This window comes from Corynebacterium vitaeruminis DSM 20294 (assembly GCF_000550805.1).
Classification (GTDB): Bacteria; Actinomycetota; Actinomycetes; order Mycobacteriales; family Mycobacteriaceae; genus Corynebacterium; species Corynebacterium vitaeruminis.
This window is the reverse complement of the sequence record NZ_CP004353.1, coordinates 2,529,450-2,553,356: the sequence shown is the minus strand read 5'-3', so window position 1 is coordinate 2,553,356 and position 23,907 is coordinate 2,529,450. Positions and strand designations below refer to the sequence as shown.

The 23,907-nt window shown below is 66.1% G+C and carries 21 protein-coding genes; 12 read left to right on the top strand and 9 right to left on the bottom strand.

Features of this window, described 5'->3' with window-relative positions; genetic code table 11:
• Positions 1–382: 382 nt before the first annotated feature.
• From pta to B843_RS11565, 3 genes are all read left to right on the top strand, one after another.
• Positions 383–1,780, top strand: a complete 1,398-nt coding sequence (gene pta, locus B843_RS11575; RefSeq protein ID WP_025253655.1) for a phosphate acetyltransferase — start codon at positions 383–385, stop codon at positions 1,778–1,780.
• A gap of 2 nt (positions 1,781–1,782) precedes the next feature.
• Positions 1,783–2,985 (top strand): acetate kinase, encoded by a 1,203-nt coding sequence (locus B843_RS11570; protein WP_025253654.1) that lies wholly within the window; start codon positions 1,783–1,785, stop codon positions 2,983–2,985.
• 76 nt (positions 2,986–3,061) lie between these two features.
• The gene (locus B843_RS11565; RefSeq protein ID WP_025253653.1) at positions 3,062–4,051 is read left to right on the top strand and encodes an intradiol ring-cleavage dioxygenase; all 990 of its coding nucleotides are present in this window, start codon (positions 3,062–3,064) and stop codon (positions 4,049–4,051) included.
• Between the two features lie 202 nt (positions 4,052–4,253).
• Here B843_RS11565 and B843_RS11560 read toward each other — a convergent pair whose 3' ends face one another.
• The 3 genes from B843_RS11560 to B843_RS11550 form a co-directional block, all read right to left on the bottom strand.
• Positions 4,254–6,563 carry a serine/threonine protein kinase gene (locus tag B843_RS11560; protein ID WP_404825235.1) on the bottom strand — a complete coding sequence of 770 codons (2,310 nt, stop codon included), beginning with the start codon at positions 6,561–6,563 and terminating at the stop codon, positions 4,254–4,256.
• Positions 6,564–6,935: 372 nt separating this feature from the next.
• Positions 6,936–7,928 (bottom strand): glutamate ABC transporter substrate-binding protein, encoded by a 993-nt coding sequence (locus tag B843_RS11555; RefSeq protein ID WP_025253651.1) that lies wholly within the window; start codon positions 7,926–7,928, stop codon positions 6,936–6,938.
• The gene (locus B843_RS11550) at positions 7,928–9,496 is read right to left on the bottom strand and encodes a hypothetical protein (RefSeq protein WP_025253650.1); all 1,569 of its coding nucleotides are present in this window, start codon (positions 9,494–9,496) and stop codon (positions 7,928–7,930) included. The genes B843_RS11555 and B843_RS11550 overlap by 1 nt, the downstream gene beginning before the upstream one ends.
• A 213-nt stretch (positions 9,497–9,709) precedes the next feature.
• Here B843_RS11550 and B843_RS11545 point away from each other — a divergent pair, with 213 nt between their 5' ends.
• The 3 genes from B843_RS11545 to B843_RS11535 all read left to right on the top strand — a co-directional run bounded on the left by B843_RS11545 (position 9,710) and on the right by B843_RS11535 (position 12,078).
• Positions 9,710–10,240, top strand: coding sequence for an NUDIX domain-containing protein (locus tag B843_RS11545; protein ID WP_051483588.1), 531 nt, complete (start codon positions 9,710–9,712; stop codon positions 10,238–10,240).
• A gap of 74 nt (positions 10,241–10,314) precedes the next feature.
• The gene (locus B843_RS11540) at positions 10,315–11,301 is read left to right on the top strand and encodes an ABC transporter ATP-binding protein (protein ID WP_025253648.1); all 987 of its coding nucleotides are present in this window, start codon (positions 10,315–10,317) and stop codon (positions 11,299–11,301) included.
• Between the two features lie 18 nt (positions 11,302–11,319).
• Positions 11,320–12,078 (top strand): multidrug ABC transporter permease, encoded by a 759-nt coding sequence (locus tag B843_RS11535; RefSeq protein WP_025253647.1) that lies wholly within the window; start codon positions 11,320–11,322, stop codon positions 12,076–12,078.
• Here the strand turns inward: B843_RS11535 and B843_RS11530 are convergent.
• Positions 12,075–13,286, bottom strand: coding sequence for a Na/Pi cotransporter family protein (locus tag B843_RS11530; RefSeq protein WP_025253646.1), 1,212 nt, complete (start codon positions 13,284–13,286; stop codon positions 12,075–12,077). The genes B843_RS11535 and B843_RS11530 overlap by 4 nt on opposite strands.
• Before the next feature lie 199 nt (positions 13,287–13,485).
• Between B843_RS11530 and B843_RS11525 the strand changes: the two genes are divergently transcribed.
• Positions 13,486–14,673, top strand: coding sequence for a multidrug effflux MFS transporter (locus tag B843_RS11525; protein WP_025253645.1), 1,188 nt, complete (start codon positions 13,486–13,488; stop codon positions 14,671–14,673).
• Between the two features lie 122 nt (positions 14,674–14,795).
• On the opposite strand, the gene cls is transcribed toward B843_RS11525, so the two are convergent.
• The 3 genes from cls to B843_RS14215 are packed head-to-tail and all read right to left on the bottom strand — an operon-like array spanning position 14,796 to position 17,207.
• A complete protein-coding gene (cls, locus tag B843_RS11520; RefSeq protein WP_404825234.1) occupies positions 14,796–16,289 on the bottom strand; it encodes a cardiolipin synthase in 1,494 nt (497 codons plus the stop codon).
• Between the two features lie 12 nt (positions 16,290–16,301).
• The gene (locus B843_RS11515) at positions 16,302–17,072 is read right to left on the bottom strand and encodes an exodeoxyribonuclease III (protein WP_025253643.1); all 771 of its coding nucleotides are present in this window, start codon (positions 17,070–17,072) and stop codon (positions 16,302–16,304) included.
• A gap of 3 nt (positions 17,073–17,075) precedes the next feature.
• On the bottom strand, positions 17,076–17,207 hold the full coding sequence (locus tag B843_RS14215; protein ID WP_269319749.1) for a hypothetical protein: 132 nt from the start codon (positions 17,205–17,207) through the stop codon (positions 17,076–17,078).
• 753 nt (positions 17,208–17,960) lie between these two features.
• Between B843_RS14215 and B843_RS11510 the strand changes: the two genes are divergently transcribed.
• Positions 17,961–19,124 (top strand): hypothetical protein, encoded by a 1,164-nt coding sequence (locus tag B843_RS11510; protein WP_155895157.1) that lies wholly within the window; start codon positions 17,961–17,963, stop codon positions 19,122–19,124.
• A 23-nt stretch (positions 19,125–19,147) separates the two neighbouring features.
• The gene (locus B843_RS11505; protein ID WP_025253641.1) at positions 19,148–20,365 is read left to right on the top strand and encodes a SpaA isopeptide-forming pilin-related protein; all 1,218 of its coding nucleotides are present in this window, start codon (positions 19,148–19,150) and stop codon (positions 20,363–20,365) included.
• A gap of 52 nt (positions 20,366–20,417) precedes the next feature.
• Here B843_RS11505 and B843_RS11500 read toward each other — a convergent pair whose 3' ends face one another.
• Both B843_RS11500 and B843_RS11495 read right to left on the bottom strand, forming a co-directional pair.
• On the bottom strand, positions 20,418–21,404 hold the full coding sequence (locus B843_RS11500) for an N-acetylglutamate synthase, CG3035 family (RefSeq protein WP_025253640.1): 987 nt from the start codon (positions 21,402–21,404) through the stop codon (positions 20,418–20,420).
• Positions 21,405–21,426: 22 nt separating this feature from the next.
• Entirely contained in the window at positions 21,427–22,074 is a 648-nt protein-coding gene (locus B843_RS11495) for a peptide deformylase (RefSeq protein ID WP_025253639.1), read from the bottom strand.
• Positions 22,075–22,145: 71 nt separating this feature from the next.
• Here B843_RS11495 and B843_RS11490 point away from each other — a divergent pair, with 71 nt between their 5' ends.
• From B843_RS11490 to B843_RS11480, 3 genes are all read left to right on the top strand, one after another.
• On the top strand, positions 22,146–22,877 hold the full coding sequence (locus tag B843_RS11490) for a DUF6308 family protein (protein WP_025253638.1): 732 nt from the start codon (positions 22,146–22,148) through the stop codon (positions 22,875–22,877).
• Positions 22,878–22,979: 102 nt separating this feature from the next.
• Complete coding sequence (locus B843_RS11485; RefSeq protein ID WP_038596210.1) at positions 22,980–23,195, top strand: DUF3263 domain-containing protein; 216 nt, start codon at positions 22,980–22,982, stop codon at positions 23,193–23,195.
• A gap of 71 nt (positions 23,196–23,266) precedes the next feature.
• Positions 23,267–23,806 (top strand): LytR C-terminal domain-containing protein, encoded by a 540-nt coding sequence (locus tag B843_RS11480; protein ID WP_051483507.1) that lies wholly within the window; start codon positions 23,267–23,269, stop codon positions 23,804–23,806.
• The last annotated feature ends 101 nt before the right edge of the window (positions 23,807–23,907 follow it).

The following is a 23,907-nucleotide window of genomic DNA, read 5'->3' as shown; positions in this document are numbered from 1 at the left end:
GATGTGTTGGACAATCTGCACGCTTGCTAAGATTGCAATAACCCCTGTGGGAAGTGTGACCTAGAACACGATCACATTTGTTTATCGTGCCTGACCTGCACACTTTTGGGTACAAACGTCCTTTGATGGGTAAATCTTTCCTCAGTATTCTACAGGGGCTGTTAAATCGGCACTAACAAGGTAGACTTATGCGGTGAATCACAGCCTTGAGGCATCACGTGTCAGCACACACTTGAAACCGTGTGCAGGTAGGCGCCCGAAAATTGCGGCGGACCCGGCGCGTGTCACGCGCTGATGGGCTGTTTAATTCGGTCCCCTAGGCCACATAGGTTGACCGAAGCCCGAGCCCTGTGGCACAACCCGAACGAAAGGACCCCGAGCAGTGACTGACTCCACCGCAGCCCGCGCGCGCCACGCACTCCTTACCCGTGCAGGGCGAAACTTCGACGGCTTTAACATCGACGGTTTCGCTGACCACCTAGGGCTGCCGGTCCGAGAACTGGTTCAGGATGCCGCGGATCTCTCCGCCATCCTGTCCCGCCACCCGCTCGACGAGGGTCCGGCGCTGTTCGTGGGTACCGGCAACGTCGACTTCGACGCCAAGGCGGCCTCCGCCCTCGGAATCCCGATGCTGCTGCTCAAGGACCAGGACGGCCTGCACATCGACCTCGCCTGCTCCGAGTGTGAGGGCTTGGGCGCCGTCATGGCCCGCTGCTTCACCGCCGAGGAGGCCACCACCGCCGAGGGGATTGCCGCGATCCGCGAGGCCCTCGACGTCGAGGTGGACACCGTCATGAGCGCCGCCCTGTTCGAGAACTGGCTGCTCGAGCGCGCCAAGACCCAGGGCTCCCACATCGTCCTGCCCGAGGGCGACGACGACCGCATCCTGCAGGCCGCCGACCAGCTGCTGGCCAAGGACATCTGCGAGCTGACCATCCTGGGCGACCCCGAGGCGATCACCGCCCGCGCCGCCGAGCTCGGCCTCGACATCTCCAAGGCACACCTGAAGGATCCGAACACCGACCCGCAGGCCGAGGAGTTCGCGGAGAAGTTCGCCGAGCTGCGCAAGGCCAAGGGCGTGACCCTCGACGAGGCGCGGGAGACCATGAAGGACATCTCCTACTACGCCACCATGATGATCTACCTGGGCCTGGCCGACGGCATGGTCTCCGGCGCCGCTCACACCACGGCGCACACCATCAAGCCGAGCTTCCAGATCATCAAGACCCGGCCGGGCACCTCGGTGGTCTCCTCGATCTTCCTCATGGTCATGCGCGGGCGCCTGTGGGCGTTCGGCGACTGCGCCGTCAACCCGAACCCCACCGCCGAGCAGCTCGCCGAGATCGCCATCGTCTCCGCCGACACCGCCTCGCAGTTCGGCATCGACCCGCGCGTGGCCATGCTCAGCTACTCCACCGGCAGCTCCGGCACCGGCCCGGACGTCGACCGCGCGGTCGAGGCCGTGCGCATCGCCCAGGAGCGTGCGCCGGAGCTCAAGCTCGACGGCCCGCTGCAGTTCGACGCCGCCGTCGACCCAGTCGTGGCCAAGAAGAAGATGCCGGAGTCGAGCGTCGCGGGCCAAGCCAACGTGTTCATCTTCCCGGACCTCGAGGCCGGAAACATTGGCTACAAGACGGCCCAGCGCACCGGCCACGCGCTGGCGGTCGGCCCGATCCTGCAGGGCCTCAACAAGCCGGTCAACGACCTTTCCCGCGGCGCCACCGTCGACGACATCGTCAACACCGTCGCCATCACCGCAATCCAGGCTGGAGGAAACTAAACATGTCCTTGATTCTTGTCTTAAACTCCGGCTCCTCGTCGATCAAGTTCCAGCTGGTGGATCCCACCCAGCACGCCACCGACACCCCGTTCGCCTCCGGCCTCGTCGAGCAGATCGGCGAGCCGATGGGCCAGGTGACTCTCAAGTTTGACGGCCAGAAGTTCACCACCGAGGCCCCGATCCCGGACCACTCCGCGGGGCTCGACATGGCCTTTGCCCTCATGGGCGAGCACGGCTGCGGCCCGAAGGACGTGGAGATCGAGGCAGTGGGCCACCGCGTCGTCCACGGCGGCCAGATCTTCTCCCAACCGGAGCTCATCACCGACGAGATCGTCGAGTGGATCCGCGGCCTCATCCCGCTGGCGCCGCTGCACAACCCGGCCAACATCTCCGGCATCGAGGTCGCCCGCGAGATGCTGCCTAGCATCCCGCACGTCGCCGTCTTCGACACCGGCTTCTTCCACGCGATGCCCCCGGCCGCGGCGCTCTACGCCATCGAGAACGAGACCGCCGGCCGCTACGGCGTGCGCCGCTACGGCTTCCACGGCACCAGCCACGAGTACGTCTCCCAGCACGTGCCCTCGCTGTTGGGCAAGGACCCGTCCAAGGTCAACCAGATCACCCTCCACCTGGGCAACGGCGCCTCGGCCGCGGCGATCCGCCACGGTGAGCCGGTGGACACCTCCATGGGCATGACCCCGCTCGCGGGTCTGGTCATGGGCACCCGCTCCGGCGACATCGACCCAGGCATCATCTTCCACCTCTACCGCGAGGCGGGCATGTCGATCGACGAGATCGACAACCTGCTCAACAAGCGCTCCGGCGTGAAGGGCATCGCGGGTGTCAACGACTTCCGCACCCTGCGCGAGATGATCCACAACGAGGATCAGGACGCCTGGCTGGCCTACAACGTCTACATCCACCAGCTGCGCCGCTTCATCGGCTCCTACATGGTGGCGCTCGGCCGCATCGACGCCATCACGTTCACCGCCGGCGTGGGCGAGAACGACCGCTTCGTCCGCGCGGACGCGCTTGCCGACCTCGAGAACTTCGGCATCCAGATCGACCCCGAGCGCAACGCCGCCCCCAACGACGGCCCCCGCGAGATCTCCACGGACAAGTCCCAGATCAAGGTCTTCGTCGTCCCCACCAACGAGGAGCTCGCCATCGCGCGCAAGGCAAAGCAGATCGCCGACAATCTCTAGCACGCTTGTCGACGCCTACGGCAACCCACATAGAAAGTCCAGCTGATTGCCAGCTGGACTTTCAATAGTTGTGGACATGACACGACTCACCAGCTTTGAGGGGCGCCCGCTCGCGCGCCCCAACGACGACATTGAAGATCAGGGCCTCGCCTTCGACGTGGCCACCATCCTCTCCCGCCGCCGCGTGCTGGCGGGGCTCGGCATCGGCGCCGGCTCCATCGCGCTCGCCGCCTGCGGGGCGAACGGAAGCAGCAGCGCTTCGACGAGCAGCTCGGCTGCGGCGCCATCGGCGTCGGCAAGCGAAAAAAGCTACACGGAGATGGTCTCTGAGACCGCGGGACCGTACCCGGGCGACGGCTCGAACGGGCCCGACGTGCTGGAGGAGTCCGGCATCGTGCGGCAGGATCTGACCACGAACATCGACGGTTCGGGCAAGGTCGACGGCGTGCCGCTCACGCTCGAGATGAACCTTATCGACATGACCAACGGCAACAAGCCGATGGCGAACGCCGCGGTGTACGTGTGGCACTGCAGCGCGCAGGGCAAGTACTCCATGTACTCCGACGGCGTGACCGACCAGACGTGGCTGCGCGGCGTGCAGGTCAGCGACTCGGACGGGCTGGTCACGTTCAAGACCATCGTGCCGGGCTGCTACACGGGGCGCTGGCCGCACATCCACTTCGAAGTGTTCACCAGCGTCGACGACATCTCGGACTCGACCAAGAACGTGCTGACCTCGCAGATCGCGGTGCCGGAGGACGTGGCCACCGCCGTGTACCAGACCGCGGGCTACGACGGCTCGACGGACAACCTCAAGCAGGTCACCCTCGACACCGACAACGTGTTCGGCGACGGATACGACCAGCAGATTCCCACCGTCACCGGCTCGGTGACCGGCGGCTACACGTTCGCGATCGACGTGCCGATCGACACCACCACCGCGCAGCAGGTGTCCATGGCTGGCGGGGCCGGTGGACCTGGTGGTCCCGGTGGGGCTGGCATGCCGGACGGGATGCCCTCCGGTATGCCGATGCCTTCGGGCACCCCGCCGCAGCCGCCGCAGTAGGGGTTTCTCGCTAGGGTCGACTTCACACGTAGGACTTCACCCAAAATTGATACCCTATGGGGGTATTTTTGGGGCTGAGGTCTTCTGAGTGAAGTCGACCTTTTGGCGTTCGGTCGAACTCATTCGGTCGAGCTCACGGATTTCTTATACCCCACCAGGGTATTTTATGCCGTGAGTTCGACCAGCTGAGTTCGACCGGGCCCTAGAACCAGGTCGTCGGGCGGACCTTGTTCGCCATGTCCACCAACTGGTAGCGGTGGTGGGCGTGGGTCGTGGAGCGCGCGAGGATGCGCAGGGACTCCGCCAGCCCGGTGCGCAGGCCCTCCTGGCTGAACGGGTAGTCGAAGAGGTCGTTGGAGGAGGCGGACTCCTTGAGGTTCGACTCGCGAAGCCACGTCAGGCCCGCGTTGAGCACCGCGATCCGGATCTGCTGGAAGCGTGGCTCGTTGGTCGGGATCTCCTCGAGCCGGCGCGCGGCGCGGCGGACCCTCGACTCCGAGAGGTCCCCGGACAGCAGGTGCAAGATCGCCGTGAGCTGCGCCATTCGGTGGTGCCGCGAGGACTGCGGCACCCTGTCCAGCGACTTGACCGCCAGCTCCACCTGGTTCTCGGCCATGAGCTGGCGCGCGAGGCCGAATGCCGAGGACACCGTCGTGGGGTTGGTCGCCCAGATGAGCGCGTAGAGGTACAGGGCCTTGAACCGCAGGGAGCGCGGCTCCTGAGTGAGGTTGTTCCAGATGCCGTTGAAGGTGCCCATGATGTTGCTCTTCAGGCTCGCGGCGGCGATGGCGTTCTCCGGCTCGAGGAGGGATTCGCTGTCCAGGCCCTGCTGCTGGAGGAGCATCTCGCAGACCGCCGCGCGCGCCAGCTTCGCCGCCGACTCGCCCGGGAGCAGGGAAAAGACCTGGTTGAAGTCTGTTTGGGCGGTGGGGTAATCGTCGAGAAGCAAACTCGTAATGCCGGAGTACCACTGGAAGCGCCAGTCGCTGCCGAGCCGGGGCTCGAGGGTGGTCAGCCACTCGCGGGCCTCGGAGGTGAAGCCCAGGTCGAGCAGGGAGCGGACCACGCCGAGGGGGATTTCCTTGGACTCGCGGAACTCGTCCTGCGCCATCGCCTGGCGCATGGTCTCCAGCGCCTCGGAGGGCTCGGTGTAGGAGGAGCCGGAGATCATGATGGCGCCGGGGTCGTCGCGGTCGAGCAGGGGGACCGGGAGTGCGGCGACGATCTCAGGCGCGGTGATGCGCACCGAGCGCTCGATGCCGTCGATGAGCTGGTCGGTGCGGAAGACCACGTGCTTGGTGCCGTAGGTGGAACGCTGCGGGGAAAACAGCGAGTGCTGGGCCGGGTACTGGCGCCCGTAGCGCACGGCGAGGTACTCGCGCAGCACGCCGTAGAGCTGGGTCTCGAGCTCGCGCACGGAGTTGAAGCGCTTGGCCGGATCCGGGTCGGTGGCGCGCTTGAGCAGGCGGTAGAAGGACAGGTACTGGGAGAACACCGGCTCGTCGTCGGGGCCGGGCAGCCCCGGCAGGTAGACGCCGTCCTTGATCGGCAGCTTGATGGTCAGCGCCGCCAGCGTGCGGCCGATGGTGTAGATGTCGCTGGAGACGCTGGGGCCCTTCGTGGACACCTCGGGCGCCTGGAAGCCCTTCGTGCCGTAGATGAAGCCGAAGGCGTTGATGCCCGAGACCGCGCCCAGGTCGATGAGCTTGACCTGGTCCTCGGTGGCGATGATGTTGTCCGGCTTGAGGTCGTTGTAGACCACGCCGCGGGCGTGGAGGTAGTCGAGCGCGGGGAGCACCTCGAGGATGTAGCCGATCGCGATGTCGATGGCGAACACCCCGCCGGGCTGCTGCTTCTTCAGCTCGCGCAGGGAGGGGCCCGGCGCGTACTCCATGACGATGAGGCCGCCGGAGACGCGCTCGTCGTCGATGAAGTTGTAGCTCTTCACGATGCCCGGGTGCGTGATGTCGGCCAGGAACTCGCGCTCGGCGAGCGCCGCGCCGTAGTCGTGCGGGTTGTCCTTGTCCATCATTCCCTTGAGCACGACCATGCGGCCGGAGACGTTGCGGTCGTTGGCCAGGTAGATCCATCCCATGCCGCCGTGGGCGACCACGCCCGCGATCTCGTACTGGCCCGCGACCACGTCGCCCGGGTGCAGCGCCGGGGGCTCGACCTCGGGCTCGTCGGCGGGGTCGCGCAGCGCGAGGTCCTCGGGGATCAGCGGGATGAACGGCAGCATGACCATGCCGTTGGCCACCGCGCGCGCCTGGCGGGAGGTGCCGCGCCGCGAGCGGAAGGTGGACAGCGCCTCCTCGCGGGCGCGGTTGCCCACCTCCTCCGGGGTCGGCTGGGAAGGCTGCTTGGTAGGGGCGGGCGAGGCGTCGCGGGGCAGCGGCACGGAGATCTCGATGAGGTCGTCGTCATCGTCGTCGGCGAAGGGGTCGTACATGACCGCGCTGGTTCCCTGGACCTCGCTGGTGCTGGCGGTCGCGGGCATGCCGGTGGTCATCATGCCGGTCTCGGTGCGCAGCGACTCGTCCGAGAACATGCCCGCGGGGGTCGGGCCCGTGGCCATCGGGTCGTGGGTCTCGGCGGCGCGGGCCTGCTGCGGCGTGCGCGGCTTTCCCGAGGTGGAGGCGTCGTAGCGCAGGTGCTCGAGGTTGTGCAGCAGCGCCATGAGCTCGGGGTCGGTGTTGGCGAGGTCCTCGGCGTCGTCATCGTCGTCGGCGAAGGGGTCGTAGAACACGGCCTGCGTGCCCGGGTTCCCCTCGGGGTGGTCCGGGTCGATGAGGTTGCCCTCCGAGTGCATCTGTCCCTCGGTGTTTGGCAGTTGGTCGTCAGGTTCCATGTCTATCCTCCTTTTCGCTTGTCGACGCCTACGGCTCTAGGAGCCGGTTTCCTCACGGTAGCTGATGGCCGGCGGCTGCTGGTTGGGAAGGTAGCTGCCGAACCAGGCGTTGTAGAGCCGGTACCAGGTTCCGTCGCTGTCGATCCGCTCGATCGTGGAGTTGACCTGGCGGATGAGCCCGTCGGTGTCGTGGCCCGGGCCCGGCGTGGCCATCGCGATGCCGTAGTTTTCCGTGCCGATCGAGTCCCCGACGATCTCGGTGAAGGGGTCCTGCTCCGCCATGCCCGACAGGATGGTGTCGTCGGAGATGATCGCCTGCACCTGGCTCTGCTGGAGGGCGACCAGGCAGTCGGCGGCGGAGGTGGCCACGAGGATGTCGGTGGTGGGCGCGCTCGCGCGGGTGCGCTGCAGCCCGGTGGACTCGGTGGTCACGCAGACGGTCTTGTTGGCGAGGTCGTCGAGCGAGGTGATCCCGGAGTTCTTCTCCACGAGCATGCGGGTGAGCCCGGTGAGGTAGGGCGCGGAGAAGGTGACCTGGTCCTGGCGGTCCTTGGTGATCGAGATCGCGCGGATGGCGAAGTCGGTCTGGTTGGACTGGACGGAATCGACCCAGGTGGAGCTGTTGACGAAGCGGAACTCCACCTTCGTCGGGTCGCCGAAGATGTCGCGGGCGATCTCGCGGGCGATGTCCACCTCGAAGCCCTTGATCTCGCCGGAGGAGGGCTCGCGGAAGCTCAGCAGGTTCTGCGATTGGTCGATGCCCACGATGAGGCGGCCGCGCTGGAGGATGCCGGGCACGCGCTCCTTGGCGGTGCGGCTATCCGGCCGCAGCGAGCCCACAAGCCCGGTGGTGACCACGTCGGTGGGTTCCTGGGAGCCGGCCTTCTCCAGCGACGAGCCCTCGGGCAGCGGCATGTAGGCGCTGCTCTCCTCCGAGGGCAGGGGATCGGGCGCGCTGCTCTGCGTGGAGCAGGCGGCAATCGTGGCGGCGGTAAGGAGGAGCGCGGTGAGGGCATAGAACTTGGTCATCACAGGTACTCCTGCAGTCGCTGACGGATGCCGATCCACATGGACAGCACAGACAGGATGGACAAGATGAGCACCACCATGCTCACGAAGTCGGAGGCGTTGGCACCCTTTCCGATATAGGTGCGCAGCGTCGAGCGGGTGTCGCCCACCAGCGTCGATAACTCGGAGTCCATCACCTCGTAGGCGGTGGAGACCGACCCGTTGTCGGTGCCCACGCCGGTGGTGGTGTCGAACTGCGAGGAGACCGGCGCCTGGGTCTGCTGGCTGTCGCCGAGCGCGAGGGTGAGCGCCTGGTCGTAGTCGCCCTGGCCCAGCGCATCGACGAGCTTGGCGTGGTTGTCCTCCCACTGGGTCAGCGCCTCGCGGGCGTTGCGCAGGTGGGTCTGGTTGTCGCCGGCGTCGGCGAGCAGGGACCCGCCGAAGGCGTCGAGGGCGTCCTCGACGCTCTGGGCGGCCGAGTCGAAGGAGGTGGTCGAGCTGTCCGCGGCCTGCCTGCGCACCAGCGCGAGGGTCTCGTTGGTGCGGGCCTGCTGCGCGAGGATCCGGGCGTTGGTGAGCTGCTCGAGCGGGGTGGAGGCCTCCTCGTAGGCCTTGGCGCCCGCGGACCAGGTGAGCATGTTCGCCGTGGTCACCCACACCGTGGCGAAGACCATGAGGAAGGTCGCGAACACGAAGCCGCGGTTGAGCCTTCGGTGGGTGACCGAGGCCAACCAGATCTGGGCGATGATGAGGAAGGCGAGGGCGGCGAACAGCCCGGACAAGGGGAACCACAGCGGGGTCGCCAGCGCCTTCTGGCTGGAGATGACCTCGTCCGACATCATCGTGTACAGCTCGTTGGCCGCGGGCAGGATGTCGTTGCGCATGAGCGCGTTGGCCTCGGACATGTAGGCCACGCCGACTGGGTTGTCCTGACGGTTGTTGGCCCAGGCGGTTTCCACCAGGCCGGTGTAGGTGGGCAGCAGCTGGTTGATGTGCGTGATGAGCGCCATCGCCTCAGTGTTATCCGTGGACAGCCCGCTGGCGGTCTGCGCCGCGGCCGTCGCCGCCTCCTGATAGGCCTGCGTGTAGCGGGTGCGCGTGCTCTCCGACTGAATGCCCGAGCGCACAAACCCCACGGTCGCGGTGGTGTCCGCCAGCGAGAGCGAGGTGTAGAGCCGGTGGGCGGTGTAGCTGACCGGCTCGGTGTTATTCATGAGGGTGTCGAGCGCCGCGCGGCGATCCGCGGAGGTCTGGGACATGGACAGGCCCGCGGCCACGATGGCGAGGGAGACGGTCACGACCATGAAGGTCATCTTGCCGGGCGTGGTGCGCAGGAGCTCGAAGAACCGGGTGGCCCAGTTGATTGGCATGGTGATGGAGTCGTGCCACAGCTCCTGGGCCAGCGTGCGGCGCTGGGCGCGGGTGTCCGCGAAGCGGTCCATCCAGTTGTCTTCGGCGTTGGTGGGCACCGGGCGCATGGGGCTCAAGGTATGCAGCATGAAATCCCCGGTGGGGGTTCCCACACCGGGGCTGAAGCTGTCGTGGTCCTCGCGGCTCCGGCGCTGACCGAAATCCTCATCTTCGGACATCCATGCCTACTTTTCTCACTAGGTGTGAGCCCACCGTGGCCGACACCTTCTTACCAGGATAGAAAAACTTGCGCCCTCCGGGGAGGGGACGCGCTTTTCCCCAGCATAACCGATACCGATGTGACGGGAGTAATGCTATGGGGTTAATCGTGACGCGTTCGGCCGCAAGCCGAAGGTAACCGTCGACAAGCGAAAACGCTTATGCTGGGAAACATGGCTGGAATCGAGAGCTTGAGCGCGTCTTTCCACGGGGAAGGCTGGGCGGCGGGCCCGGGCGGCGCGCGCATGTGGGGGCGCCACGGCGCCGCGGGCCTCGCGCTGGCCGCGCCGGGGGAGGACGGCTGGGTCATCCTCATGCAGCACCGCGCGGCCTGGACCAGCAACGGGGACACCTGGGCGCTGCCGGGCGGCGCGCGCGAGGAGCACGAGACCGTCGCCGAGGCCGCGGGCCGCGAGGTCGAGGAGGAGACCGGCATCAGCCCCGATTCCTACCGCGTGCTGTCCTGGGCCGTGACCGCGGGGCCCTTCGCCTCCGACCCTGCCCGGCCCTCGCTCGCGGGCGGCTGGACCTACACCACCGTCTTCGCGCTCGCGCCGGGCGAGCTCGCCACCACCGCCAACGAGGAGTCCTGCGAGTTGCGCTGGGTGCCCGTCGACCAGGTGGCGGCGCTCGACCTCATGCCCGCCTTCGCCAAGTCGTGGCCGCGGGTCAAGGACCTGCTCATCGAGGCGCTCGGCGCCTAGCGCGGCGTTCGCTGTGAGCGAAACCTTCAGCTCGCCCCGGCGGGCGCGGGTTAACCTGTGCCAGACTGGTGGGCATGATTGAAGTGCGCGGCTTGACCAAGCAATACGGCGCGGTGCGTGCCGTCGACGACCTCACCTTTGACGTGAAACCCGGCATCGTCACCGGCTTTCTCGGCCCCAATGGTGCGGGCAAGTCGACCACGATGCGGATGATCTTGGGGCTCGACACGCCCACAGCCGGCACCGCCACCATCGACGGCACCGCCTACCGCAGGCTCAAGCAGCCGCTTCGCACCGTTGGGGCGCTTATCGACGCCAAGGCAGTCCACCCCAATCGCAGCGCCGCCAACCACCTCAAGTGGATCGCCCAGACCAACGGCATCCCCACCTCCCGCGTGGAGGAGGTCCTGGGGCTGGTTGGGTTGAGCGACGTCGCGGGCAAGAAGGCGGGCGGGTTCTCGCTCGGCATGGGCCAGCGCCTAGGCCTCGCCGCCGCGCTGCTCGGCGACCCCGAGGTCCTCATCCTCGACGAGCCGGTCAACGGCCTCGACCCCGAGGGCATCCGCTGGGTGCGCGACTTCCTGCGCTCGCTCGCGGAGCAGGGACGCACCGTGCTGGTCAGCTCCCACCTGCTGTCGGAGATGTCGCAGACCGCCGACGAGCTCGTGGTCATCGGCCGCGGCAAGCTCGTGGCCAACTCCACGACGTACGAGTTCATCAAGAACTACGCCAGCACCGCCGTCGTCGTGCGCGCGGGCGACCTCGGCACGCTCCGAGACGAGCTTATTAGCCGCGGCTTCGAGGTCCAGGAGGGCACCGACGAGGAGGAGCGCCCCACGCTCACCATCCCGGAGCGCACCTCCGACGAGGTTGGCGCCATTGCCTTCGAGAAGGGCATAGAGCTCGCGCTGCTCGAGCAGCGCCACGCCTCGCTGGAGGAAGCGTTCATGCAGCTGACCGGCGACGCCGTCCAGTACCACTCGACGATCACCCCGGAGCAGGGCAGCCTCGCAGGCAAGCCAGCGCCCCGCCGGGCGGGCAGCCACCGGGTGCGAAAGTAACAGGGAAGGAATCAATACATGTTTCTCAATACGCTTCGCGCCGAGTGGACCAAGCTGCACACCACCAAGGCATTCTGGTGGACCTCGCTGCTCATCGTCGCCTTCGGCCTCATCCTGGCGGCCTTTGTGGGCAAGAACGTCACGGAGATCATGGGCGTCAAGATGCTCCAGGCCAAGGACGCCGTCTCCGGCGTCCAGGGGATGTCGATCATCGTCATCGCGATCCAGGCGATCATGGTGGTCACCGCCGAGTACCGGCACAAGTACCAGTCGGTGACCTTCATGGCCACCCCGAACCGCACCGTCGTGGCACTCGCCAAGCTGGTGCTCTACGGTGTCATCGCCGCAGTGCTCACCTTCCTCACGGTCCTGGCGTCCTTCTACCTGGCTAAGATGCTGGCCACGGCGGAGGAAAGCGCCACCCTCGACGTCTGGAACGACCCCGCCGCCCGCCGCATCATGTGGGCCTACCCGCTGGTGGCCTTCCTGCTCACCGTGCTCGGCCAGGCCATCGCATTCATCGTCCGCCAGACCGCGGGTGCGGTGGCGCTGCTCCTGCTCTGGATGACCACGCTCGAGAGCCTGCTCACGCTGGTCCCGAAGGTGGGCACCTACGTGGGCAAGTACGGCCCGATGAGCAACATGTCGGCCTTCATTACCGACTCCGCCATCGCGGACGGCCCGTGGGGGGTTGCCGGAAGCGGCCTCTATTTCGCGGCGTGGGCCGTTGGCTTCTACATCGTGGGGCTCGTCCTGCTCAACCGTCGCGACGCCTAGCGGAACACGCTCAAGATGATGAGCGGGATGACCCAGCCGGTAAGGACCATGATCGCGAGTCCGGCCGCGTAGGAACGTCGAAAAGCGGAAGCGGACCGCGTAGCAAGCGCGACGATGAGCCGGCGCGCGAACGGGACGAGCAAGACCACGAGCGTGCCGGTCAGGTTGAACAGCAGGTGCACGAGCGCGACGCGCAGCGCCACCGACCCCGCGGGCGAGCCGAGCTGGAACGCGATGAGGATGCCCGTCAGCGTGGTGCCGATGTTCGCGCCCATGATGATGGGAAGCGCCGCGCGGTCGCGTATCGCCTTGACGCTGGCGGCGCCCGCCACGGCCGTGACCGTCGCGGAGGAGTACCCGGAGGCCATGGTTGCGAGCACTCCCAGCGTGAGCCCCGCGACGTCGGTGATCCCTCCCGCGCGCTCGAGGATGGCAAACCCCGTACCCCCGATGAGCGCCTTGATCCGGTGCTGCAACAGCACGACCGCAGCGACCGCCAGCACGGATCCCCCCACGAACTCCAGCCACATCATGCCGGATCCGGTCGAGTAGGAGTTTCCCCAATAGTGGCGGGAGATGCCTTGGAAGACGTCCTCGGACTGAACCAGGTCATTGACCGGGGCAACCAACCTGTGGGCAACCGTCTCAAGGGGATGGAAAGCCAGCTCGAGGGGCAAGAACACGGCCACGCCGAGGATGTTGAACCACACGTGCATGAACGCCATCCGCTGCGCTCGCTCGGCGCGCTCGCGGTCCGGGCCCAGCCAGAAGGTGAGGAAGAGCGGGCTCATGGTCGTTGCGATGTTGGCGCCGAAGATCGCCGAGATGGCCGCCTCGGTGCTCAGCATCCCCGTGCCCACGCCGTACACGAGGGAGACGGTCACCGCCGAGGACGACTGCAGCAGCGCCGTGGCCAGGATGCCTGCGGCTAATCCGGTGAAGGGGCCGAGCCCCTCGCGGAAGACGGTTCCCTGGGTGGTGGGAAACAGTGCGGTCAGCGCGTCAACGATGAAGTGCAAGCCGATCGTCATGAGCGCGAACGCGGCCACGATGGTGGCCCAGTTGAGGAGCGCGCCGGCGCGCGTCCACGAGGTGGGCCCGTTGAGGTCGAGGTCGTGGACGTCGATGTGCGTGGGGTGCTGAAACTCCTGGTAGCGGGTGAAGTGGGAGGGGTCCAGGGAGGACGAGCGCGAGGTGGTGTACGACATCCGCGCGTTCTCCTTCCCTTCATGAGCTTTTCTCAGCCCGTTCATCTAAAACTTACCCAGTTGGCGGCGGAAGTGGAAACATCGGCCCCCAACCCGAATGGCGCAGCGGCCGACTGGCACTTTCAGCCAAGCGGACTAAAATGTTTGGGTCGCCTAATGTGCGGCCCCTTTCGGATCTCTTGGAAACGAGGCACCCCTATTGACTTCCGCTTCTCCACAGAAGCTCACCCCCGCCCTCCTCACCGGCCTGGCGCTGCTGTCGGCCTCCGGCCCCTTCGCCACCGACATGTACCTCTCGGCGCTGCCGACGATCGTTACCGACCTCGGCACCACCGCCGCGCTGGTGCAGCTGACCCTGTCCGGGTTCATGGTCGGCATGGCGATCGGCCAGCTCGTCATCGGCGGGCTGTCTGACTCGCTCGGCCGCCGCGGGCTCATGATCGGCGGCGCGGCGCTCGCGGTGGCGGCCTCCGTGGTCTGCGCGATCACGCCCAACGTGGGCATCCTCATCGCGGCCCGCCTCGTGCAGGGGCTTGGCTCCGGCGCGTGCGTGGTGCTCGCCCGAACCGTCATCCCCGACCTCGCCAAGGGCGTGGCCGCCGCGAAGGCGTTCACGCTCATGATGATCATCCAGGGCATCGCCCCGGTGCTGGCGCCGGTGCTCGGTGGCCTGCTGGTGGGGCCGATCGGCTGGCGCGGCGTCTTCTGGGTCCTCACGGGGATCTGCGCGCTGCAGCTGCTCGTGGCGGTGTTCCAGGTCAAGGAGTCGCACCCGAAGGAGAAGCGCAAGGGCGCGTCGTTCGCGAACACCCTGCGCGGCTACCCGTACGTGCTGAAGAACCGCGGCTTCGTGGGCTACGGCATCACCTTCGCGTTCATCTTCGGCGTCATGTTCTCCTACATCTCGGCCTCGCCGTTCCTCATCCAGAACCAGCTGGGCTTTAGCGTGACCACCTACTCGCTCATCTTCGCGCTCAACGCGATCGGCATGATGGTCTGCGGCGCGCTGAACAACCGCCTCATGGACCACTACTCCCCGGCGCAGATCCTGCGTGCCGCGATCGCGGTCATCGGCGTGGCCATCATCGTGCTGGCCTTCGGCTCCAAGTTCGCGCTGACCTCGTGGGTCATGCTGCCCGCGCTGTTCTTCGCCATCGCCCCGATGTCGATGGTCATGGGCAACGCCACGGCGCTGGCCACCGGGCTCGTCCGCGAGCGCGCGGGTGCCGGTTCCGCGGTGCTCGGCTGCGCGCAGTTCATGCTGGCGGGCATCGTCTCGCCGCTGGTGGGCATCGGCAGCAACCGCGCTTTCTCCATGGCGGTGTGCATGATCATCTCCTACTTGGTTGCCGTCGCCGGCCTGCGGGTCGCCTCCCGCGCCAGCTAGCTTGTCGACGCCTACGGCCGACTTCGCACATTCGACCTCACGCCAAAAAATACCCCGGGTGGGTATACAAACGGGGTGAAGTCTAGTGAGTGAAGTCGGCCTTTTTGCTAGCGCGCCGCGCGCTACTGCAGCGCCGAGGTCAGCCGCATGACGTTGTCCACGTACCGGCGGCCCCAGCTGCGCTGGTTCCACTCCTCCAGCGTCAGCTCGTCGGAAAGCTCCTTGTACTCCTTGGTCAGCTCGTTGAGCTCGCCTATGATATTGCCGCGGGTGACCATGAGCGAGACCTCGTAGTTGAGGCCGAAGCTGCGCATGTCCATGTTCGACGAGCCAACGACGCCCACCGCCGCGGACCCGGACTCCGGGTCGGCGAGCATGTACTTCGAGTGCAGGACCGCGGGCTTGGGGTACATGAAGATCCGCACGCCCGCCTCCAGGAGCGCCTGGTAATAGGACGACTGCGCGTGGTGGACCATGAACTGATCCCCCTTCTCGCTCACGTAGAGCTCCACCTCCACGCCGCGGTAGCAGGCGGTGGTCACGGCCTCGAGCATGGACTCGTCGGGGATGAAGTACGGCGAGCACATCACCAGCCGCTCCTTGGCGTGGTGGATGATCGAGTTGAACAGGCGCAGGTTCGGCTCCGTGGTGTAGCCGGGGCCCGACGGCACGAGTTGCACGATGTTGGTCGAGGAGTTGTGGGTGGTGGGGATCCCGGGGCCCAGGATGTCATCGTCGATGGGGATGAGCTCCTCGGATTCGAGGTACCAGTCCACGGCGAAGACCATGTTCATCGACGCCACCACGGGGCCGGACAGCTCCACCATGACGTCGACCCAGTGCCGGCCGACCTTGACGTTGGCGCGCTTGAGGTAGCTGGAGTCGATGATGTTCTGCGAGCCGAGGAAGCCGCGCTCGCCGTCGATGATGAGCATCTTGCGGTGGTTGCGCAGGTCGGGGCGCCTAAATCGCCAGCGATGCGGCTGCAGCGGGAGCATGAGCTGCCAGTTCACGCCGATCGAGTCGAGGCGCTTGCCCAGCTTGAGGTAGCCCGGGTACTTCCAGCTGCCCACCTGGTCGAAGAGCACGCGCACGTCCACCCCGCGCTTGACCGCGCGCTCGAGCGCCTGGAAGAACACCTCGGTGGTGGGGTCCCAGGCGATGATGTAGATCTCGGCGTGGACGTATTTGGTCGCGGAGTCGACGGCACGGGCCATCTGCAGGATCGACTCGCGGTAGTTGGTGTGCAGCCCCAGGTTGGTGCTGCTCACCGCGGGCATCGCCGTTAGCCTGCGGTTGAGCCGGATCATCGAGGCGATCTCCGTGTTTTGCACCGAGCCCTCCGGGTAGTCCGGCTCGATGGCCTGGACGTCGGTGATCGCCGAGTTCGCCTCCTGCTGGATGCGGTGGCGCCGGCGGTTGATGTAGGGGCTGCCCATGAGCAGGAACAGCGGCAGGCCGATGTAGGGCAGCAGCAAGATGACCAGCAGCCACGCCGTCGAGGAGCTCGGCCGGCGGCCCTCCGGTACGAAGCCGACCGCTGCAACCTTGAGGGTGTAGTCGACGATGAGCCCGATCGTCTGCCAGGTGGATAGGTCGAGGTTCCAGGAGATCATCATGCACGCCCCCTAAGCCAGCTCGTAGTCCACCACGACGGGGGCGTGGTCGGAGGCGCCGGTGCCGCGGCGCTCGTCGACATCGATGAAGGAGTTGGTGGGCCTGAGCCCCCGGGAGAGCTGGAAGTCGATGAGCATGCCCTGGCCGCGCTGGAAGCGCCCGCCCTTGTAGTCCCAGTAGGAATAGCCTTCCAGGGGGCTGGTGATGTCAAGTCCGGCGTCGAGAAGCGACTCGAAGGCCTGCCGCTCCGGCTCGGTGACGTGCGTCTTTCCCTCGAAGGCGCGGATGTCCCAGACGTCCTGGTCGCGCGGGGCGATGTTGTAGTCGCCCAGCAGCACCATGCGCTCGTCGGGCGCGGCGCCGACGTAGCAGGACAGGGCGTAGAGCCAGCGCAGCTTGTAGTCGTAGTGCGGGTCGGCGATCTCGCGGCCGTTGGGCACGTACAGGCTCCACACGCGCACCCCGCCGCACGTGGCGCCCAGCGCGCGGGCCTCGATGGCCTGCTTCTTCCCCGGGTCCTTGTTAAAGCCCGGCTGCCCGGGGAAGGAGGTGGCCACGTCCTCGATGCCGACGCGGGAGATGATCGCCACGCCGTTCCACTGGTTGAGCCCGAAGTGGGCCACCTCGTAGCCGAGCTCCTCGAAGGCCAGGTACGGGAACTGCTCGTCCTTGCACTTGGTTTCCTGCACTGCGAGAACGTCGACGTCGTGGCGCGTGAGGAAGGCCTGCACGCGTTCCACACGGGTCCTCATCGAGTTGACGTTCCAATTCACAATGCGCATGGCTTACACAGTACCTGCCCAGCGCTCGAAAACGTGGCGGTGGTCGCGGTCGAGCGCGACGTTTGCCACGAGCAGCACCCACAAGGCGACGTCGACGGTGTGCCAGACCGTCGCCAGCGTCGCGGCGATTAGCACCCACGCATTTCGCTTGACGACGCTTACTAAAGTTCGATGGTCGCCATACTCGACGTGCAGCCCAAGGACCTTGCGCTCAAGCGTATCCCCGCCGCGCGGTAGAGGGACAACACTGGTAACACGCCGGGACGAGGGCTGCCTAGTTCTCGTCGCCGACCAGGAAGGCAATGGCCCACATAACAAGGAAGACGACAAAAACGACGCTGGCGTCAACCAGACAGGCGTTGGATCGACTGACGATGGCGTTCATAGTCGCGTTTCTAATGGTTAGGTAGCTGCGGCGCCTGGTTTGCTTGCCGTGGTTACCTCGGGGCCGGAAGAGGGAAACTGAAAGGGGAATTCAGCCCCGAATGGGTACAACCTGTGTCACGTTGGGAGGTGGCAGCCGCCACATGGTGATGGTGGTTGTTTTTCGTTGGATTCCACATCATGGCAGTGTGTAGGCCTTTTTGATCAAGTATCCACGAGCTATTTTCCGGTCTGGTGCCAAGCCTTCCCTTCGGCGGGGCCGAAAACAGACCAAATGGGACATTGGTGTGCGATGAGCGGGAATGGAAATGCAGCTGAATTGTGCTTAAATAGTTTCATTTGGGGCTGATTAGGGCCCCGATGCAACGTCCCGGCACGCGACGTGCCGGGAATGGAAGTCGAGGAGGTTTCATGCCCCGCAGGTCACGTTCGACGCGCCCTTTTCAGTCACAGGGCTTGCGAAGGAAAACCACCGCGCTGTTGCTCAGCGTGATGGTCACCGGATTGACGGTCTTTTCCCCAGCCAGCGCCAGTGCGCAGGATTCCTTCACGGATCCTTCGCTGGGGGATGCCCTTACTGATCTCGCTACGGCGCTCGACGACCAGAACGCGGCCGACACCACGGACGCCACCGGACTCGATGTCTCGGCTTCGGTGGACGCAGCTGATATCACCGATTCGGCGGAGGCCGTTTCCGTCGATCCCGGTGCCGCCGCCCTTATCGACCAGTCGCTACAAGGCGTGGGACAGAGCATCGGAGAGCTGGATGCCGCGACGGGCCTTGCTTTTGGCCCACAGTTGGCGTTCGTCGCGCCGATGGCCGTGACCGATCCCTTTGCCCCGACCCCCGTGTTCACGGAGGACTTCGAAAACGGCACGAACAACACGACGCCGACGAAGCTGTCAGACTACATAGGAGCAACAAACAGCACTACCTACTCAGCGTCCGGTTACTGGCTGAACCCGGGGTACTGCAACGGATTCATCACCAGCTTTGCCACCAACCTCAGCCAGGACAACATCGACAAGCTGTACTGCGGTAGGAACGGCGGCTTCGACCCAGGCGACTACTGGGCGGTTAGATCAAAGGTGCTTGCGCTGGGCTCTTTTAGCAACGTTCCCGCAGGAACCATCGTCACTGGCAACGAGTCCGCAACTGGAAAGTTCAACCACGCGCTGTCCACTAATACCTCCGGCGGAACTCCGTCGGGTGTGATGTTTCAGACGACGAAGGATATCGTGCTCCCTGGCTCCTCGGGCGGGCGATTCTATGCCTTCTCCGTCGACGCCGCTGTCACCGGTTGCTCGAACACCGGCTCCGGCAACAGCGGGCAGGTCAACCCTAACATGTATTTCCAGATGGTTCAGGGTGGGAAGACCATTTCACTCCCCAACAACGGCAATATCGACCCGTGCTCGAGCCCCGACTCGAGGCAGTTCGATGTCACCGCCCAGTATGGATACCAAGGTGGGTCGTGGGGCACCCAAAGCGGGTGGATCGCCACCGGAAAGGTGGGCACCTTCTACAGTGGCGCCTTTGCCCTCGACAACAGCGCGTCCGTCGGCTTGATTCTGCAGAACAGCTCCTACGCGAGCTCGACCGGTCGTGGCATTGCAAACGGGTCTTCGGGGACCTACCCGAACTCCCCTACGGGAAGACGTACGTAGCGCCGTGGACCTCGTCGTACACTGTGGGTTCTGCGAACGGCAACGACGGCGCCATCGACAACATCCGCATCGTGGATGTGACCCCCAAGATGGTCAAGAGTTTCGACCCCGCAACGGAGTCGATCGGCCGCGAGTCGACGATGACGATTTCCATCGTCAATCGCACGGATCTGGGCAAGAAGGACGGCTGGGCCTTCACCGACACCCTGCCCGCGGGGCTGCAGTTCACAAGCAACAGTTACGAGTCCACCTGCACTGCCAGCAGCATCACCGTCGATCCTGCCACCGGCAAGCTGAGCGTGACCGGAGGCGTCCTCAACCAGGGGCAGAAGTCCTGCGACATCAAGGTGAAGGTCACCTCTCTGGAGTCGAAGGAATACACCAACGGCAAGCCGAACGGTAACTTCAGCGATATCAAGCGTCTCGACGGCCCGGATGACGCGAAGGTCAAGTTTGTTCAGGGCACTCTGAACTGGACGAAGGTCGATCCTTCGGGCAACCCGGTCGGCGGTGCTGTGTTCACCGTCTCCGGCCCTGATCCGGCTACCGTGAAGAGCCCCGAGGCGGGTTGGCCCGTGGGCGATGTCGAGGACTGTATCCAGGTGGGATGCAGCGGGCTCGACAAGGACCCGGCGCCGGGCGTGTTCAAGCTCGAGGGACTCCCGACGGGTACGTACACGGTGACGGAGAAAACTCCGCCGACCGGTTTTGTTCCCGCCAAGGATTCCTTTACCGGAACGATCGCGCTGGACAAGCTTGACGGCCAGGTCAACGCCACGCAGGGCGGAAAGATCACCAACACCCTGGGTTCGGTGACGTGGAAGAAGGTCGACCCCAGCGGGAACCCGTTGTCGGGCTCCGAATGGAAGCTCACGGGCGGTGCGCGCGACCCAAAGATCGATCTCGTCATCACAGACTGTATTGCGGACAGCGCGGCGGCCTGTTCGGGCCCGGACAAGGATCCGGCAGCCGGGCTGTTCAAGATCACCGATCTTCCCACCGGCGATTACACGCTCATCGAGACGAAGTCGCCCGCGGGCTACGAGCTCCTACCTGAGGCGGCCTGGGAAGGGGAGCTGACCGCGGACAAGGCCGACCTTGACATCGGCGCGATCACCGACATCGGCCGCGTCGTCGAGATGCTGCCCAAGACCGGTGGTATGGGGCAGTGGCCGCTCGTGGCCGCGGGCCTGCTGCTGGTTGGCATCGGCGCCCTCGCCGCAAGAAAGCGCGGCGCCTAGAAGTTTGCTGCTTGCGCTTGTCGACGCCTACGGCGGGCGGCCAAAGCCCGTCCTAGGCGATGCTGGCGTAGCGGTGCCGGTGGTGCTCGACGAAGCCAAGCTTCTCGTACAGCCCGATGCCCGCGGCGTTCGAGGCGATGACCTGCAGGTAGGCCTTGGTCGCACCGCTTTGGGCGCCCCAGGCGAGCATATGGATGCCGAGTTGGGTTCCGAAGCCTTGGTGTCGATAAGCGGAAGCAACCTCGACGGCAGAGTAGCCGAGGTACTGCGTGCTGCCAGCCGTGGTGATGGTGCCGCGGGTGATCGCGATGGTCTCGCCGCTGGGGGCGAGCAGGCGGCCAAAGCCCATGTGGCCGTTGATCTTCTCGCGCAGGAGGTTGAGCGCCTGCTCGGGAAGCGGCTGGCCGCGGAAGTGGTAGAGGTCGAGCCAGTCGCGGTCGGGCTGGGCGTCGATGCGGAAGGCGGCGCCCTCGTCGGCTTGAGGTAGGTCGGTGAGGTCGCGGGTCATGACGATGATTTCCGGGCCCAGCTCCCAGCCCCGCTCGAGCGCGAGCCGCTCGGCCTGCTTGCCGATCCGCTCCGGGATGAGCACCTTCGCGGGCAGGTTGTGGCGGGCGTAGAACGCCGTGATCTCGTCGACCGGCACGGGCGTGAACACCACCGAGGGACCCAGCGGCGCGGCGGAGTTGGAGCGCTCCGTGATGCCGTCGCCCGCGCGCAAGAGCCACTGCCCGTCGCTGGCCCACGCGTGCTCGATGCCGGGGAAGGCCTCCGAGTAGGCGATCTCGATGTCGCGGATCTCGGAGTTGCGCACGCGCCTGGGCGAGAGCTTCTTCACGATGTGGATCTCCGCGCGCGGGATGCGCACCTCCGGGAGGAAGGATGGGTAGCCGCCGACCTCCTGCGGGCGGATGACCAGCTCGTCGTCGCCGACCGACACCACGTGGCCGATGACGTCGGTGTGGGCGTTTTCGATGACCCGGCGCACGACCACGCGCTCGCCGGGGGAAACCTCGTCGGAGCGGAAGATGTAGGACATTCAGCCTGCCTTTCCGGCGTTATTAGTTGTCCTGGGTGTCCTGGGTGTCTGGTTCGTCCTCGTCGTGGCCGAAGGGATCCGGGTCCACGCCCGGCATCCAGGTCAGCCCCGCCTCGGTCCAGCCGTTGCGTTTGACGGCCTTCTTCGCCGCGCGCTTCCAGCGTCCCATGAGCACGTCGGCGTAGACGAAGCCGTCGAGGTGGCCCACCTCGTGCTGCAGGCAGCGGGCGAAGAAGCCGTAGCCCTCAATGCTGACCTCGTTGCCCTCCTCGTCGAGGCCGGTCACGCGCGCCCAGTCGGCGCGGCCGGTGGGGAAGCCCAGGCCCGGCAGGGACAGGCACCCCTCCTCGTCGCTGCCGTCGACCCGCGGCATGGTCTCGGGGATCTCGGAGGTCTCGAGCACCGGGTTGATCACGCAGCCGCGGCGGATGACCTGCTGGTCCTCGGGCAGAAGCTCACCGTTCGGGCCCTCCACGTCGGGGCAGGCGTAGACGAACAGGCGCTTGGCCACGCCCACCTGGTTCGCGGCGAGGCCCACGCCGTTGGCGACGTCCATGGTCTCGTACATGTCATCGATGAGCTCGCGCAGCTCGGCGACGTCCTCGGTCACGGGTTCGGTGGGGTTGTGCAGTACGGGGTCGCCGTAGATAACGATGGGACGAACAGTCATGCATACAGTCTATGCAAGGACGTTGCAGGTCAGGAAGTTCCGGTGCCACATACGCGGGTAGCATCGAGAAGATGAGCACACCTCGCGCACTGCGCCTGCCCGCGGCTCTCACGGGTTCCGTCGCCATGCTCACCGCCCCGGAATCTGACGCTCTACGCCTGCTTGAGCGCTACTACCGGGTGCGCCGGGAGGGTTGGCCGGAAAACGGCGAGTATTTCACGGGTGCCTTCTTCGACGAGTGGAACGACCAGCCAATTCCCCAGCGTGCGAGCAAATTCACCGCGGAGGACATCGTCGCGGTCAGCTACCTGAGCGTGGTCATCCCGGCCCGCGCGATCGTGGAGCTGCTCGAGTTCCGCGCGCCGGAACTTAACGAGTGCCTCGCCCGCGCTGTCGTCGAGTGCACGGACTACGCCACGCTTAAGGACGTCCCCCTCGAGTTGACCGACCCAGAGATCCAAGGTGCCCTTCCCCCGGACGAAAGGTGGGCGCCGCTGCAACTCGAACGCATGCTCCGCGCAATCCGTGGGATCGGGCCGGTTTCCGCCAGCAAGCTCATCGCTCACAAACTGCCGCACATCTATCCCGTCTATGACCGCGAGGTCGCGGCGCTCGCCCTACCCAGCAGGCACTACCTGCACCCGCTGCACCGGACACTGCGCGAGACGGACCTCGGGGAAAAGCTGGCAGCGCTGCGCGAGGCTGCAGCGCTGCCAGCCAGCGTCCCGCTGCTGAGGGTCTTCGACGTCGTCGCGTGGATGGAAGCGACACATCCCGCGTCGAGGTCATCGCCTAAAGTGTGAAGAATGACAAGAAAGGAAGCGGAGCAAACTGGAGAGCCCAGCCCGGCGGAGCCCCGCGAGCAGCAACCCTCCCGCGTCGAGGACCTCCTCTCGGCCACCAACCTGCTCCGCTTCGAGTCCACCGCGCCGCGCACCTTGGGCGCCAAGGAGGACGCCATCCGTGCTGAGCTGGGGATTTCCCCCATTCGCTACTACCAGAAGCTCAACCGGGCCATCGATACGCCCGAGGCGATGCAGGAGTTCCCCTTGCTCACGGCCAGGCTGCGCCGCAAGCGCGATTCTCGCGCCGATCGCAGGTCAGGGGCCCACAGCGACTAATATGAGTAGCCGTGACTAACTCTTCCCCACAACCTGCACCATCCGAGGACCAGCGCCTCCCGCTCCGCGGGATGGCCATGATCCTCATCGCCGTTGCCCTGCTGCTCGCCGCGTGGGGTGCCTACTCCATGACCCGCGACAACTCGGACGACCCGACGGTCACCGCGCCGGCCACCAGCACCGCCGCGCCAGCAAGCCAGGCGGCCACCACCGACGCCCAGGCCCCGGCCAGCAGCGCGGCCCCCGCGCCCGCCTCCTCCGCCGCCGCGGCACCTGCCACCGACGCCCAGGCCCCGGCCGCCCAGGCGTCGGAGATCAAGCAGGTCCACGTCCTCAACAACTCCACCGTCCAGGGGCTGGCCGCCAGCGTCGCGGACCAGCTCAAGGCCAAGGGCTACGAGACCGGCGAGGTGGGCAACTTCCCCGACACCATCGTCCCGGAGAACACCGTCTACTACACCGCGGGCAACGCCGCCGCCGAGCAGGCCGCGCGCACCCTGGCGGACAAGGTGGGCGGCGTCGCCGCCGTGCGCCCGGACAACCTGCCTGCGGGCACGGACGACCCGAACTCGCTGGTTCTGGTGCTGGCGACGGAGACCACCGTCAAGTAGCGGCCGCCGCGCAACCGGGGTGGGGGAGTGAATCTAATTGCTTCCCCGATGCCCCGAAACCCAAGGCCACTCGTTACAGTGTGAACGAGTGGCCTAGAGTT